The sequence below is a fragment of the Parvibaculum lavamentivorans DS-1 genome (assembly GCF_000017565.1).
Lineage (GTDB): Bacteria > Pseudomonadota > Alphaproteobacteria > Parvibaculales > Parvibaculaceae > Parvibaculum > Parvibaculum lavamentivorans.
Window position 1 is genome coordinate 3,856,882 of sequence record NC_009719.1, and the last position, 14,502, is coordinate 3,871,383.

The following is a 14,502-nucleotide window of genomic DNA, read 5'->3' on the forward strand; positions in this document are numbered from 1 at the left end:
CGCGAACCGGGCTAGAGATTTACGGCAAAGATCGAAGGTCCCCCGCGATGCGCCCGCCTCCCGCTACAGCCGGTTCCGCCAGATGAGCCTCGTCCGCTCCGCCGCCACCGTCGGCGGCACCACGCTTCTGAGCCGCCTGCTCGGCTTCCTGCGCGACGTCATGATGGCGTCGGCGCTCGGCACCGGGCCGATAGCGGATGCCTTCTTCGTCGCCTTCCGCCTGCCCAACATGTTCCGCTCGATCTTCGCCGAGGGGGCGTTCAACTCGGCCTTCGTGCCGCTCTTCTCCAAAAAGCTCGAGGACGGGGCAGGGGAGGCTCGCCGCTTCGCCGAGGATGCGCTTTCCGTCCTCCTCGTCGCCCTTCTTCTGCTCACCATCGCCGCCGAACTCGCCATGCCCTGGATCATGTCCGTCTTCGCGCCCGGCTTTTCCGAAGACCCGCAGAAATTCGACTGGGCCGTCCAGTTCACGCGTATCGCCTTCCCCTATCTCCTCTTCATCTCGCTCACCGCGCTCCAATCCGCGATCCTGAATTCGCTCGGCCGCTTCTTTCCCGGCGCCGCCGCGCCGGTAATGCTCAACGTGACGCTGATCGTCGCGATCCTGTTCCTGATCCCCGTGATGGATAATCCGGGCGAGGCGCTTGCCTGGGGCGTCGCGGCGGCAGGCGTCGTGCAGTTCCTCTGGCTGGCGGTCTCGCTCTGGCGCGCCGGCTTCGTGCTGCGGCTCCGCCTCCCGAAATTGACACCCGATGTCCGCCGCCTCTTCCGCCTCGGCGTGCCGGGCGTCATCGCGGGCGGCATCACCCAGGTCAATCTCACCATCGGCACCATGATCGCCTCGCTGCAGGCGGGCGCGGTGTCGTGGCTCTATTATGCCGACCGCATCTACCAGCTGCCGCTTGCCGTCATCGGCATCGCCATCGGCGTCGTCCTCCTGCCGGATCTCTCGCGCCGCCTCCGCGCCGATGATGGCGCGGGCGCCAACTGGGCGCAGAACCGCGCCGTCGAATTCTCGATGCTCTTGACCATCCCCGCCGCTGTCGGCGCCGCGGTCCTGTCCTTCGACATCATCCGCGTCCTCTTCGAGCGCGGCGCCTTCACCCGCGAGGATACGGTCGCCACCTCCCTCGCATTGACGGTCTATGCCCTCGGCCTTCCCGCCTTCGTGCTCAACAAGGTCTTCTCCCCCGCCTATTTCGCACGCGAGGACACGATGACGCCGCTCCGCTTCGCCGCCATCTCCATCGTCGTCAACATCGTCACGAGCTTCGCGCTCTTCTGGTATCTCGGCTTCATCGGCATCGCCATCGGCACCACGCTCGCCGCCTGGGTGAACACAGGTCAGCTGGCCGCGCGCCTCTGGCGGCGAAAGGAATTCATCGTCGACGCGCAGCTCGCCCGCCGCCTGCCCTTGACGCTCATGGCCGCCCTCGGCATGGGCGCCACCCTCTGGTTCGGCGCCCGCGCCCTCGGCTCCTTCTTCGAGAATGGCCTCCTTGTCAGCATCGGCGCCCTCTTCGCGCTCATCGCCGGCGGCGCCCTCGCTTATTTCTTTCTCTGCGAAATCACCGGCGCCACCCGCCTCCGCGACCTCCGCCGCGCCTTCACGCGGGGCTGAGCCGCTCCCTTCCATTCCTTGACATAATGCCCCCGCAGGCCGGAGATAGGAGCGGGGGAAAGGCAGGGGAGGGGCCGGGGGTGAATCTCGAAGGGCTTCGCGCCATCGGGCGGGCCGAGAAGTGGCAGCTCGACTATCTTTTCGATCTCGGCTTCCAGGCCTGGCTCGTCCATATCGGCGTCGTCGCGGCGACGGCGGGCGTTCTCGTCAGTGCCCATCCGGAAGACCGCTGGCCCCTGCTCTGGTGCGTGGCGATGATCCTCTTGTCGCTATCACTTTCGCTGCTGGCCCGTTTCTATCTGCGCAGCCCCCCGGCCGATGAGCCGTCGGCGCAACGCTACGGTGCCGCGCATACGGGCCTCACGGCACTGGTCGGCATCACCTGGGGTCTCGGCGGCTTCGGCGCCGCCACCGGCGACTTCCAGACTCTCCTCGTCTATTCGCTGGCGCTCGGCGGTACGGCGCTTGGCGCGGTCTCCTCGCAGCATGTGCTGCCGCGCTCCTGCTTCGTCAGCCTCTGGACCTCCGTGCCGCTGCTCGGCCTCGCCCATCTCTTTCACGACCCGGCCTTTCTCGGCGCCGTGATCATGGGCATGGTGCTCCTCTATGCGGCCATCCTCTCGATTCTCGCCATCCGCATGCTGCGCTTCATGCAGGCCAATCTGCGCCTCACCCGTTCGCTCGACGCTCGCCTCGCCGAGCTGACGCAAATGGCGGCCGAGCTTGAAGGGGCCCGCGCCGAGGCCGTCGAGGCCAATCTCTCCAAGTCGCGCTTTCTCGCCCATGCAAGTCACGACCTGCGTCAGCCGATCCACGCCATCGGCCTCTTCGCCGCCTGCTTGCGCGATATCGATCTCGGCGCCGAGGCGGCGCAGCTCGTCGGCAGCGTCGACAATGCCGCACGCTCGGTCAGCCGCCTGCTCGGTTCGCTGCTCGATATTTCGCGTCTCGATGTCGGCGGCGTCGTTCCCCAGCCCGAGCCCGTCGCGCTTGGCGAAATGCTGCAGGGCATTGCCCGGCAGAATGCCGACATCGCCGCCGCGAATAGCTGCACCCTTCGCATCGTCCCGACGGCGCTCTGGGTCGAGGCCGACCCCGCGCTGCTTTCGGCCATGGTGCAGAACCTTTTGTCCAATGCGCTGAAATATGCGCCAGGCGCGCGCATCCTTGTCGGCGCCCGCCGCGCCGGCGGCAGCATCGCAATCGAGGTCGTCGACACCGGCCCCGGCATCGCCGAGAAGGATTTCAGGCGCATCTTCGACGAGTTCTACCGCGCCGACCGCCCGGCCGTCCGCGCCACCGAAGGTCTCGGCCTCGGCCTCGCCATTGTCCGCCGCCTCGCCGAGCTGATGGCTCTCGATGTGAGTGCCGCCTCCGCCCCCGGCCGCGGCACGCGCTTGCGCATATCCGGCCTGCGCCCGGTCGCGCCCGTCACCGCGCCTGTCTCCCGCGCCCGCCGCCAGCATCCATTGACGGGTCTTCGCGTCTGCCTGATCGACGACGACGCCGATGTTCTCGCCGCAAGCGCCATGCTCCTCCGCCGCTGGGGCTGCGAGGTAACGCCGTTTCGCGCGCTGCCCGGAGGCCCGCTCGGCTGCGACGCGATTGTCAGCGATTTCGATCTCGGCGGCGAAACGGACGGTCTCGATGCCATCGCGGCGGTCCGCGCTTTCGAGGGCTGGGATGTGCCCGCGGCAATCGTTTCGGGCCGCACCGAGCCGGAAACGCTGGCCCGCCTCGCCCGCGCCGGCATTCCCTTTCTGCGCAAGCCCGTTCATCCGGCCGAACTGCGCGCCCTGCTGACGGGCTTTGCCCTCGATGCCGCTCTGGATATTTCCGGCGAGGCCGTACGCGGCTGAGCGTCAGAGAAGACGGTCCGCCACCGCCGCCGCCGCCGCGCGGCTCGGCACGCCGAGCGTGCGCAAGAGCGCCGACACATGCATCCGCGCCGTCACCGGCGATATGCCGAGCTGGCGCCCGATTTCCTTGTTGGTCATGCCGGTGGCGACGAGCCGCAGCACTTCGCGCTGGCGCGGCGAAAGCTGCACCTCGTCTTCGCCCGCCGCCCGTCCCGGTGCCGATGGCAGGTCGGGCGCGGCCGACCGCACCACGATTTCGCCGGCGCGGATCGCGCCCAGCGCCTCGGCGATCTCCTCCGGCGGCACCGCCTTGCCGACAAAACCGTCGGCGCCCGCCGCCATCACGAGGTCGATGGTCTCGGCATCGTCGGCCATGGAGACGATGGCGAGCGTCGCGCGTGGAAAGCGCCGCCGCAGATCGGCAATCGACGTTTCGGCCGCAAAACCGGGAAACACCAGGTCGAGCACGAACATGGCTGGCGCCGCGCCGCTTCTGGAAAGCGCCAGCACCTCCTCGAACGTCCCCGCCTCCTCGATTGCCGCGCCGGGCGAAACGCGCGCCAGAATATGCCGCATCCCCATCCTGAAAACCGGATGATCGTCGGCAACGATGATGCGTTCCTCGGCCAAGCGCCCGCGTCCCCCTGAATTGGCGGCCTTTACCGGACTCTACCCCCCGGCAGGGTCGATGGCACCTGTACACCTGTACATCTGTCTCCCCGGCCTCCGTCCCCGGACAATCGGCCCGGTTCAGTGTCCGGACGAAGAGGGGGGAATCTCGATGACCGCGCGCAACCGAACGGCCGCCGCGAGGCGCCGCCACATCGCGGCATTGATGCTCGGCACCGCGCTTGCCGCGCTGCCTCATTCCGGCGCCAGTGCGGACTCGTTCTGGAGCGGCGGTGCCGGCGACTGGTTCGATCCCGGCAACTGGGCCGGTGGCGTGCCCGGTGCGGGCGATGTCGCCATCGTCAACAATGGTGGCACCGCAGAGATCGGCGCGGCGGGCGCTCTCTCCAGCATCGGCTCGGCGGGTGAAACGGCGGGCAACAGCGGCACCGTCGAAGTGGACGGCGCCGGTTCCACCTGGGCCATCGGCAACACGCTCTATATCGGCAATTCCGGCACCGGCACACTCAACGTCACCAATGGCGGCGCGGTCTCCAATAATAACGCGGCCATCGGCACCACCGCCACCGGCAGCGGCACGGCAACGATCGACGGCGCCGGTTCGACATGGACGAACAGCGGTCAACTCACGATAGGCGGCGCTGGCGAAGGCGCGCTCGAAATTTCCGGCGGCGGCGCGGTCTCGAACAACGAGGGCTCGATCGGCAATCAGGCCGGCAGCACCGGCGAAGTCGCGGTCGATGGCATAGGGTCGACATGGACCAATTCTGGCGATCTCGTTGTCGGCGCCAGGAGCAACGGTACGCTTGGCATTTCGGGCGGTGGTGCCGTCTCGAATATGAGCGGCTTCATCGGCGACCTTGCCGCCGGCATCGGCACCGTCACGGTCGACGGCGCGGGTTCGACATGGACCAACACCGGCGGCAACGGCCTCAATGTCGGCTGGTCGGGGTCGGCGACGCTGGACATATCGGACGGTGGCGCGGTCTCGAGTTTGGCGGGTCATGTCGGAAGACAGGTGGGCAGCACCGGCACAGTCACCGTCTCGGGCGTGGATTCCGTCTGGTCCATCGTCGGTGCGCTTCTCGTCGGCAATTACGGCGACGGCACGCTGACCCTTTCCGATGGCGGTGCAGCCGAAGCAGCGTCCGTCACCATCGCCAGCAATGCTTCCTCCACCGGCGCGCTGAACATCGGCGCGGCCTCGGGCGATGCCGCCGCTGCCGCAGGCATGCTCGACGCGGCATCGGTCGTCTTCGGCGCGGGCACGGGCATGCTGGTCTTCAACCATACGAACAACGACTATGCCTTTGATGCCGATATTTCGGGCGCCGGAAGCCTGCTGGTGCGAAATGGCCGCACGAGTCTCACCGGCGCAAACACCTATACCGGCGGCACGGAGATCGCGGGCGGCACGCTGATCGGCAATACGACGAGCCTCCAGGGTGATATCGAATTCACGACCCCTTCCGGCCAACTGCATTTCGATCAGTCTACGGACGGTACGTTCTCGGGCTCTATCGCGGGCGGTTCCACCCGCGGCTATGTCGTGAAGCGCGGCACAGGCGAGGTTGTCTTCGACGAAACGAATATCGACGTGAGCCTCGTCCACGCCTCGGGTGGCACGCTCATCGTCGATGGCGGCACCGTCGCTGCCGATACCATTCATTCCGGGTATCTATCGGACGCCGGGCATCCGCTGGAATTTGCCTCGCTCCATTTCACGGGCGGCGTAGAGGTGACGAGCAACCACGGCTCTGTCAGCAGCGACGACGACGATACCGGCGCCGAAATCCGCCTCTCCGGTGCGGGCACGAAATGGACTGTCGGCCGTGACAATGCGTGGACCACTTTTTACGTGTGGGGCAATGGCGGCAGCCTTCTCTCGGTGTCGGAAGGTGCGGAGCTCGAACATTTCGGCACTCTCGTCCTTGCCTCCCTCAGTCACGATACGCCCGGCCGCATCGAGGTCGACGGTACGGGCTCGCTTCTCTCCTCGACCGGGAGCATCGATTTCGGCAATCACGGGACCGGACTTGTTACGGTCTCGAACGGCGGCCGTCTCGAAACCGGCGGCGGACCGGTCGGCATGGGCTCCTCGCGCACAGGCATCGTGACGATCACCGGCGCGGGCTCGGTCTGGCGGACGCTCGCGGATGAGGACGAGCGCGTCGAGCACGATCTGATTCTCGGCGGAAACGATGAGTACACCGTGGGCACTGGCCACATTTTTCTGTCCGATGGCGGCCTGCTGCGCCTCGGCGCCGGCGGCGACGGCACGATCTTCGCCGCGTTAGGCGCAAATTCAGCGGCAACCATCAACATCGGCGCGGCGCAAGGCGAAGCGGCGGCGGGCGCGGGCACGCTCGAAGCTGCCGAAATCGAATTCGGCGATGCTGATGGCGGCGACGGCCGCCTCGTCTTCAATCACACCGCGCTCGAACATATCTTCGCACCCGTCGTTTCGGGCTTCGGCACCATCATGCAGCTCGCCGGCATCACGCGGCTGACAGGCTACAGCGAGAACTTCGAAGGCGATACGCATGTCACCGGCGGCACTCTCGTTATCGGCAATGCGCTGGGCGGCACGATTCATGTCTCGGGCAGCGGACGCCTCGGCGGTACCGGCAACGTCAACAATGCCGTTGTCGGCGATGGCGGCATCTTCGCGCCGGGCAACTCGGTCGGCGCCATGATTGCCTATGGCGATGTGACTTTCGGCGATGGCGCCATTTACGATGTCGAGGTCAACGACGGCAGCAACACGCCCGGCATCGGCAACGACTTCATCGACATCGCCGGTTCGCTGACGATCGACGGCGGGGCATCGGTTCATGTCTCGCCCGAGAACGGCACCGATGACGGCACGACCTACACACCCGGCCTCGTCTACACGATCCTCTCGGCAACAGGAGGCGTCACCGGCGCCTTTGGCGCGGTGACTGCCAGCTTTGCCTTTCTGACGCCTGAACTTTCCTACGATGCCAACAATGTTTTTCTCGAACTGGTGTTGAATCACGACGGCGACGGCGGCGATGCCGGCTTCGGCGATGTCGCCAATACACAGAACCAGAAGGGTGTCGGCAACGCTCTGGAGAACTTCGGGCCCGGCCATCCGCTCTACGACGAGATCATCCTGATGACCGAGGAGGAAGCCCGCGCCGCCTATGACGCGCTTTCGGGTGAGGCCCATGCCAGTTCCGCGACCGCGCAATTCATGACCGCCGCCGAGATCCGCCAGCAATTGCTCGACCGTCTCGCCGCGATCCTCGGTTCGGGTGGCGGCGGACTGGCGAGCCTTGCCTATGCACCGGCTGCGGGTGATGCCGTGCCGGGCGCAGCCGCCATCTGGGGCCAGGTCTTCGGAAGCTGGGGCCGCACGGACGGCAACGGCAATGCCGCCGAGATCGACCGCGATGTCTATGGTTTCATGGGCGGCATCGACCGCGAGGTCGCGCCGGGGGCGCAGGCCGGTCTCGCATTCGGCTACAGCCGCTCGACTTATGATGTCGCTACGCGGTCGTCTTCGGGCGATAGCGATAATTTTCACATCGCGGGCTATGCCGGCACGGCGCTTGGCGCCTTCGACCTGAAGGGGGTCGTCTCCTACGCCTATGGCACGGTCGACACCCGCCGCACCGTCATCGCCGGTGGGCTGACGAATAATCTTGCGGCCGATTACACGACGCATACCTTCCAGGCGGGCGCCGAAGCCGGTTTCGATCTCGATATCGGCCCCCTCGTGTTGACGCCCTTCGCCGGGCTTGCCGGCATCCATGTCGAGACCGGGGGCTTCACCGAGACCGGCGGCCCGGCCGCGCTGACCTTCGGCTCGACCTCCAGCACCACCGGCGTCTCGACGCTGGGCCTCCGCGCCCGCCGCCAGACCGGCCAGGTCGTGCTCGCGGGCTCGCTCGCCTGGCGCCATGCCTTCGGCGATGTCGACCCCTCGTCGCGCGCCGCTTTCGCCTCCGCTCCCGCCGCCACCTTCGCGGTCCGGGGCACGCCGATCTCGGAAAACGCCCTCGCCCTCGAAACCGGCATCGACCTGAAGCTCGACACCGGCACGACCCTCACTTTCGGCTATGCTGGCGAATACGCCTCGGAAGCCCGCGACCACGGGTTGAAGGCGGAACTGCGCTTCGAGTTCTGAAAATCGGCGGCCGGAAAACCGGGGATAATATTTTCGGCCCGGCCCTTATTTTCCGATGCTGAAAACCGGGGGCAAGTTTTCCCGGGCAGGGCGCATTTATGTGCCTCCCCGTGTCTTCCGGGTCACGGCCCGTCGGCCAGTCACGTCCGCCGAGAGCGGGCACAACGACCGGCAAAACTCTTTGTGACAGTTAAGTGACAGTTCGATGACAGTCCGCCCAAACATGCGAATTGTTCTCAACTAGAGCCGCCTTTCCACCATTGCCTTCGAGGCTCGCCCGCCGCATAACCACGCTGAAACTTTGCCCGAATTCGGGCCAGCGCGACGGATGTCCTTCTATGGAAAAACCCCAGAACCGCGTCTTCTCGGGCGTGCAGCCGACCGGCAATCTGCACCTCGGAAATTACCTCGGCGCGATCCGCAATTTCGTCGGTTTGCAGCAGACGCATGAATGCATCTACTGCGTCGTCGACATGCATGCGATCACCGTCTGGCAGGACCCGAAGGAACTCGCCGCGAATACGCGCGAGGTCGCTGCCGCCTACATCGCGGCGGGTATCGATCCGTCTACGAACATTATTTTCAACCAGTCGAAAGTCGCGGCCCATGCCGAGCTTGCCTGGATACTGAATTGCGTCGCCCGCATCGGCTGGCTAAATCGCATGACGCAGTTCAAGGACAAGGCGGGCAAGGACCGCGAGAAGGCGTCGGTCGGCCTCTACGCCTATCCGATCCTTATGGCAGCTGACATTCTCGTCTATCGCGCAACTCATGTGCCGGTCGGCGACGACCAGAAGCAGCATCTCGAGCTCGCGCGCGACACGGCGCAGAAATTCAACAACGACTTCGGCGCGCAGGATTTCTTCCCCCTGCCCGAGCCCCTCATCATGGGCCCGGCGACGCGCGTCATGTCGCTGCGCGACGGCACCAAGAAGATGTCGAAGTCGGACCCCTCCGATCTCTCGCGCATCACCATGCGCGACAGCGCCGACGACATCGCGAAGAAAATCCGCAAGGCCCAGACCGACCCCGATCCTCTTCCCGAAACCGTCGAAGGCTTGCAGGGCCGCCCCGGCGCCGAAAATCTCGTCGGCATCTACGCGGCCCTCGCGGGCATGACGAAGGCAGAAGTTCTCGCGCAATATGGCGGCCAGCAATTCTCCGCCTTCAAGCCCGCACTCGCCGATCTTGCGGTCGAGAAACTGTCGCCGATCACGGACGAAATGGCGCGCCTCATGGCCGATCCGGCCTATATAGACGGCATTTTGAGCAAAGGCGCCGACCGCGCCCGCGCAATCGCCGATCCCGTTGTCGCTCGCGTCAAGGAGATAGTCGGCTTCATCTGAAGCGTGCCGCCGCTTGATCCGCGGCGCGCGCGTCCCATCTAGAATGGGATATCCAGAGAGAGCACACACACCCGGAGGAAGTTTCCGTCCATGTCCTTCAGCGACCGAATTGCCGGTATGCGTGAGCGTCTTCGTCACCGTTGGATGTATCGCTCGGGAGATGGCACGGCGGCTTCCGCTGCGGGCGCCGGTGCCGCCGCTTCGGCGGGCGGCTTTTTTTCGCGCCTTAACAGGCCTGGAATGCGCGGCATCCTCTGGCGTCTCCTTGCCGCCTTCATCGTCTTCATTCTGCTTTATTATCCGATCGGTATGCTGATCGTTCACAAGGTCGACGACGATCCGGATTTTGCGCCATCGGCCGCCGATCTTCAGCCGGGCGGCAGCGAGGCGGTGGCCTATACCGTGGCGCTGATCGATCGCGAAGTGAACCAGCACGCATGGACCGCCAACGATCCGTTCTTCATGCCCGGGTCCATGCTCGACAACATGCCGAACTTCCAGCAGGGCATCATGTCGGCGCTGGCGCGTTTCGGTTTCGAGTTGACCGACCAGCTCGGCCGCACGCGCGGCTCTTCCGAAGCCGATCCCGATCTGCAGCGAGCCGCAGGTCTTCTTCAATATCCGGGAAACGTCTGGATCTGGAATCCGAGCGTATCGCTTGCGCCTCGTGCAAGTTCGGAATCGCAATATCGCGACGCGCGCAAGCGTCTCATGAGTTACAACGCCCGCCTCGTCGCCGGTAATGCCAATCTCGATATCCGCTCGGACAATCTTCTCGCGACCATCGAGCGCTTCGCCGCCGATCTGGGCTCTTCCTCCGCCCTGATCGATCGTCATCTGACGGAAGAGGCCGGCAGCTTTTTCGACACCGAGGCCGACGATGTCTTCTATCTGACCAAGGGCAAGCTCTATGGCTACTACATGGTCCTGAAGGGGCTGAGCGTGGACTTCGCACCTGTCATCAAGGAACGGAACCTGCAAAAGCCGTGGAACGAGATGGTGGAGAGCTTCCGCAAGGCCGCGCTGCTCGATCCATGGGTGGTCGCGAATGGCGCGCCGGATGCCCAGTTCCAGCCGAACCATCTCGCCATGCAGGGCTTCTATCTTCTGCGCGCCCGCACCCAGCTGCGCGAAATCGCCAATATCCTGCTGAAATAGGACGTTTCTCTCCGAGGCTTGCCCGCCGCCCTCGCCGATGGCAGCATCCGCCGCATGAGCGAATCCGAAACACCGAGCCGCCCCGTCGCCCCGCCGAAAAGGCGCAAGTTTCTCGTCGTCGTTGACGGCACACCTGAATCCGAGGTCGCGCTCCATTTCGCAAGTCTCCGCGCCAGCCACACAAGCGGCGTCGTCACGCTGCTCGCCGTCATCGAGCCGGGCGAGGCTTCGCAGCAATGGCTCGGCGTTCAGAACATCATGAAGGAAGAAGCGCGCGAGGAGGCGGAAGAGCTGCTCCACAGGCTTGCCGCGCATGTGAACGAATATGCCGGCATCATGCCCGAACTGGTCATCCGCGAAGGGCGCCGCGCCGAGCAGGTGATGCAGTTGATCGCCGAAGACAAGGATATCGCGATCCTCGTCCTCGCTGCCGGTCTCGGCAAGGAAGGGCCCGGCCCTCTCGTAACCATGGTCGCGAGCGCCAGCGAAAAGGCCTTCCCGATCCCCGTCACCGTCGTGCCCGGTAACCTCACCGAGGAAGCGATCCGCACGCTGGCTTGATTCTCCGGCCCTCGCGGTCCATCTATAGCCCATCCATGCGGGACAGCCCGCTAAACCACCCCTCTCACAAGGGTTTTGTCATGTTCATCCAGACCGAGGCGACGCCGAATCCGGCGACCCTGAAATTTCTGCCCGGACGCGAAGTTCTGGGTGAAGGGCGCGCCGCCGATTTTCCGACAGCGGAAGCCGCCGCGCGTTCGCCGCTCGCTATGCGCCTCTTTGCAGTCGAGAACGTGACGGGTGTTTTTTTCGGCTCGGACTTCATCACCGTCACCAAGTCGGGTGGCGAGTGGCAGCATCTGAAGCCGGCCCTTCTCGGCGCGATCATGGAGCACTTCACCGGCGGCGCGCCGATCCTTTTCTCCGCCGCGCCAGATGATGACGATGCCCATGCCGCGCATGAGGGCGAAGACGGCGAGATCGTTACCCAGATCAAGGAAATACTCGATACCCGCGTCCGCCCTGCCGTCGCGCAGGATGGCGGCGACATCACGTTTCAGGGCTACGAGGAAGGCGTCGTCTTTCTCAACATGCAAGGCGCCTGCGCCGGTTGTCCTTCTTCCACCGTCACCTTGAAGCGTGGCGTGGAGAACATGCTGAAGCATTACATTCCCGAGATCGTCGAGGTCCGCCAGGTCTGAGTCTGACCGTGCGTTCGATATTGCGTCTGGCACGGCCGCGCGAAAGCGTTATCGTGGCCTTCTCGGTTTGGCAGACCATTAATTGAGACGAGGAGACCCGGCATGAGCGGCAAGCTCGGCGACGACGCACTCGACATTCTGTTCCGCGATGCGCGCACCCATAATGGATGGAAGGCGGAGCCCGTCTCCGACGAGACGCTTCGCGCCCTTTACGATCTGATGAAATGGGGGCCGACCAGTGCCAATTGTTCTCCCGCCCGCATCATTTTCGTCAAGTCGAAGGAAGCGAAGGAAAAGCTCGCCCCGGCCTTGTCCGAAGGCAATCTGAAGAAAACGATGGCGGCTCCCGTCACCGCGATCATCGGCTACGATGTCGAGTTCTACGAACGTCTGCCCGAGCTTTTCCCGCATGATCCGACCGCCAAGAACTGGTTCAACTGGTCGAAGGAATGGGCCGAGCAGACGGCCTTCCGCAATGGTTCGTTGCAGGGCGCCTATTTCATGATCGCCGCGCGTTCCCTCGGCCTCGATTGCGGTCCCATGTCCGGCTTCGATATGCGGAAGGTCGACGACGCTTTCTTTGCGGGTACCACGGTGAAGGTGAACTTCCTCTGCAATATAGGTCATGGCGATCCATCGGCCCTGTTTGCCCGCAGTCCTCGCCTTTCCTTTGAAGATGCCTGCAAGATCATCTGACGACGGAGCATTTTCGGTTGCTGGTCCTCGCCCTCGATACCGCGCAAGGTGCGCTCTCCGCCGCCATCCGCGACGGCGAGGGCGAACTGGCGTCGATCTTCGAGCTGCGGACGCGCGGTCATGCCGAGGCGTTGCTCCCCGCCCTTGAAACCCTCATGGCCGAAGCCGCGCTCGGCTTTTCCGATCTCGACGCCTTGGCGGTCACTGTCGGCCCCGGCACCTTTACAGGTCTTCGCGTCGGCCTCGCCGCCGCGCGCGGCCTGGCGCTTGCGCTCGGCCTTCCCCTCGTCGGCGTGACGACGCTGGAAGCGATCGCCGAGCCGGCCGAAGCGAAGCCGGAGGAAATCATCGTCTCCTCCTTCGATGCCCGGCGAAACGAGGTCTATCTGCAGGCCTTTTCCTCCCTGCACGTATCGCTCGCCGGTCCGCAACTGGTGGGTCTCGATGATGTGGCGGCGCATCTTCCCGCCGGTCCGCTCGTCCTGGTCGGCACGGGCGCGCAACTTCTTGCCGAGTGCCTGAAGGGCCGCGCCGGCCTTCGTCTTTCGGATGCGAGGCCGCAGCCGGATGCGGCCGCGGTCGCGCGCATCGCCATGGCGCGGCTGGAGGCAGAGGGCCTGGAAGCCTTCCGCACGGCGCCGCATCCGCTTTATCTCCGTGCGCCCGATGCCAAACTGCCCGGCGGGATCGACCCGGGTGCGGCAGCGTGACAACGCCTCGCACAGGAGAGGCAATGCCGCGAGCTATCGGCAAGAGTTCGGTGCCCCAGCTCGCCCGGCTTCATGCTCTGTGCTTCGAGGAAGCGTGGGGCGAGGCCGCCATTGCCGGGCTGCTCGCGATGCCGGGCGTATTCGGTTTCATGTGGGGCCCGGAGGCCGCACCGGAAGGCTTCGTGCTGGCCCGGCTTGGCGGCGGCGAGGCTGAAATTCTCACCATATGCGTGGCGCCCGCGCTGCGCCGCGCCGGCACGGGCCGCCTTCTCCTGCAGGCCGCTGCGGCCTATGCACTGGCATCGGGCGCCGACGCGCTTTTCCTGGAGGTCGCGGAAGACAATCCCGCCGCCCTTCGTCTCTATGAGCGCTTCGGTTTCACCTCCGTCGGCATTCGTCCGGCCTATTATGCGCGCGGTACCTCGCGGGTCGCCGCGCGGACGCTGCGGCTGGATTTGTCGCCTTCCATCGCCCTGTCATAAAACCTTGATCGCCGAAGGGTCTTATGGCCATGAAGCATGCGGATTTCCTGACGCGCGCCGGTAGAAGAGGCCGGTACAAGCTGAATGACAAGCAGGCGGCGGTTGGCCTATGATGCGGGCAATGACAGACAAGACAACAACAGCCACCGCCCTGCATTCCGACGCTGCGGATAACGATCCCGAGAGGATCGAAAATCTCTGCGTGGAAAAAGGCATGCGTATGACCGACCAGCGCCGCGTGATCGCGCGTGTGCTCTCCGTTGCGCATGACCATCCGGATGTGGAGGAGGTCTATCGCCGCGCCGCTGCCGTCGACAGCAAGATTTCGATCGCGACCGTCTATCGCACGGTCCGGCTGTTCGAAGAGGCAGGCATTCTCGAACGCCATGATTTCCGCGATGGCCGCTCGCGCTACGAGCAGGTGCCGGAAGAGCATCACGATCACCTGATCGATCTTCAGACAGGAACGGTCATCGAATTTCACAACGATGAAATCGAACGGCTGCAGCAGATCATCGCCAGAGAGCTCGGCTTCGAACTTGTCGACCATCGGCTTGAGCTTTACGGCCTGCCGCTCGACCGCAACAAGAAGCCGGACGGCAAGAGCAAGGGATGATGTTCTTTCGCCGGTAGGGCTGGGAGAAC

Annotated in this window: 12 protein-coding genes; 11 read left to right on the forward strand and 1 reads right to left on the reverse strand. The window is 65.0% G+C overall.

Annotated elements, in window-relative coordinates; translation table 11 throughout:
• Positions 1–82 precede the first annotated feature (82 nt).
• Together murJ and PLAV_RS19160 are read left to right on the forward strand one after the other, a co-directional pair.
• A complete protein-coding gene (gene murJ / locus PLAV_RS18280) occupies positions 83–1,621 on the forward strand; it encodes a murein biosynthesis integral membrane protein MurJ (protein WP_012112462.1) in 1,539 nt (512 codons plus the stop codon).
• Between the two features lie 80 nt (positions 1,622–1,701).
• A complete protein-coding gene (locus PLAV_RS19160; protein WP_049767835.1) occupies positions 1,702–3,480 on the forward strand; it encodes a hybrid sensor histidine kinase/response regulator in 1,779 nt (592 codons plus the stop codon).
• Positions 3,481–3,483: 3 nt separating this feature from the next.
• Here PLAV_RS19160 and PLAV_RS18290 read toward each other — a convergent pair whose 3' ends face one another.
• Complete coding sequence (locus PLAV_RS18290; RefSeq protein ID WP_012112464.1) at positions 3,484–4,110, reverse strand: LuxR C-terminal-related transcriptional regulator; 627 nt, start codon at positions 4,108–4,110, stop codon at positions 3,484–3,486.
• A 151-nt stretch (positions 4,111–4,261) separates the two neighbouring features.
• On the opposite strand from PLAV_RS18290, the gene PLAV_RS18295 reads away from it, so the two are divergent.
• The 9 genes from PLAV_RS18295 (at position 4,262) to PLAV_RS18335 (ending at position 14,473) form a co-directional block, all read left to right on the forward strand.
• Positions 4,262–8,263 carry an autotransporter outer membrane beta-barrel domain-containing protein gene (locus tag PLAV_RS18295; RefSeq protein WP_012112465.1) on the forward strand — a complete coding sequence of 1,334 codons (4,002 nt, stop codon included), beginning with the start codon at positions 4,262–4,264 and terminating at the stop codon, positions 8,261–8,263.
• A gap of 338 nt (positions 8,264–8,601) precedes the next feature.
• Complete coding sequence (trpS, locus tag PLAV_RS18300; RefSeq protein WP_012112466.1) at positions 8,602–9,609, forward strand: tryptophan--tRNA ligase; 1,008 nt, start codon at positions 8,602–8,604, stop codon at positions 9,607–9,609.
• A 90-nt stretch (positions 9,610–9,699) separates the two neighbouring features.
• Positions 9,700–10,767, forward strand: a complete 1,068-nt coding sequence (locus PLAV_RS18305) for a DUF2333 family protein (protein ID WP_012112467.1) — start codon at positions 9,700–9,702, stop codon at positions 10,765–10,767.
• A gap of 54 nt (positions 10,768–10,821) precedes the next feature.
• Positions 10,822–11,328, forward strand: coding sequence for a universal stress protein (locus PLAV_RS18310; RefSeq protein WP_012112468.1), 507 nt, complete (start codon positions 10,822–10,824; stop codon positions 11,326–11,328).
• 80 nt (positions 11,329–11,408) lie between these two features.
• Positions 11,409–11,969, forward strand: a complete 561-nt coding sequence (locus tag PLAV_RS18315) for a NifU family protein (RefSeq protein WP_041536099.1) — start codon at positions 11,409–11,411, stop codon at positions 11,967–11,969.
• A gap of 102 nt (positions 11,970–12,071) precedes the next feature.
• Positions 12,072–12,665 (forward strand): malonic semialdehyde reductase, encoded by a 594-nt coding sequence (locus tag PLAV_RS18320; RefSeq protein ID WP_012112470.1) that lies wholly within the window; start codon positions 12,072–12,074, stop codon positions 12,663–12,665.
• A 17-nt stretch (positions 12,666–12,682) separates the two neighbouring features.
• Positions 12,683–13,375 carry a tRNA (adenosine(37)-N6)-threonylcarbamoyltransferase complex dimerization subunit type 1 TsaB gene (gene tsaB, locus PLAV_RS18325; protein WP_012112471.1) on the forward strand — a complete coding sequence of 231 codons (693 nt, stop codon included), beginning with the start codon at positions 12,683–12,685 and terminating at the stop codon, positions 13,373–13,375.
• A 23-nt stretch (positions 13,376–13,398) separates the two neighbouring features.
• On the forward strand, positions 13,399–13,857 hold the full coding sequence (locus PLAV_RS18330; RefSeq protein ID WP_012112472.1) for a GNAT family N-acetyltransferase: 459 nt from the start codon (positions 13,399–13,401) through the stop codon (positions 13,855–13,857).
• A 214-nt stretch (positions 13,858–14,071) separates the two neighbouring features.
• Positions 14,072–14,473, forward strand: a complete 402-nt coding sequence (locus PLAV_RS18335; protein ID WP_425357304.1) for a Fur family transcriptional regulator — start codon at positions 14,072–14,074, stop codon at positions 14,471–14,473.
• Positions 14,474–14,502 lie beyond the last annotated feature (29 nt).

Coding starts and splice junctions, on each gene's coding strand:
- murJ (WP_012112462.1), top strand. CDS start 83: ATGAGCCTCGTCCGCTCCGCCGCCACCGTCGGCGGCACCACGCTTCTG.
- PLAV_RS18295 (WP_012112465.1), top strand. CDS start 4,262: ATGACCGCGCGCAACCGAACGGCCGCCGCGAGGCGCCGCCACATCGCG.
- trpS (WP_012112466.1), top strand. CDS start 8,602: ATGGAAAAACCCCAGAACCGCGTCTTCTCGGGCGTGCAGCCGACCGGC.
- PLAV_RS18305 (WP_012112467.1), top strand. CDS start 9,700: ATGTCCTTCAGCGACCGAATTGCCGGTATGCGTGAGCGTCTTCGTCAC.
- PLAV_RS18310 (WP_012112468.1), top strand. CDS start 10,822: ATGAGCGAATCCGAAACACCGAGCCGCCCCGTCGCCCCGCCGAAAAGG.
- PLAV_RS18315 (WP_041536099.1), top strand. CDS start 11,409: ATGTTCATCCAGACCGAGGCGACGCCGAATCCGGCGACCCTGAAATTT.
- PLAV_RS18320 (WP_012112470.1), top strand. CDS start 12,072: ATGAGCGGCAAGCTCGGCGACGACGCACTCGACATTCTGTTCCGCGAT.
- PLAV_RS18330 (WP_012112472.1), top strand. CDS start 13,399: ATGCCGCGAGCTATCGGCAAGAGTTCGGTGCCCCAGCTCGCCCGGCTT.
- PLAV_RS18335 (WP_425357304.1), top strand. CDS start 14,072: ATGCGTATGACCGACCAGCGCCGCGTGATCGCGCGTGTGCTCTCCGTT.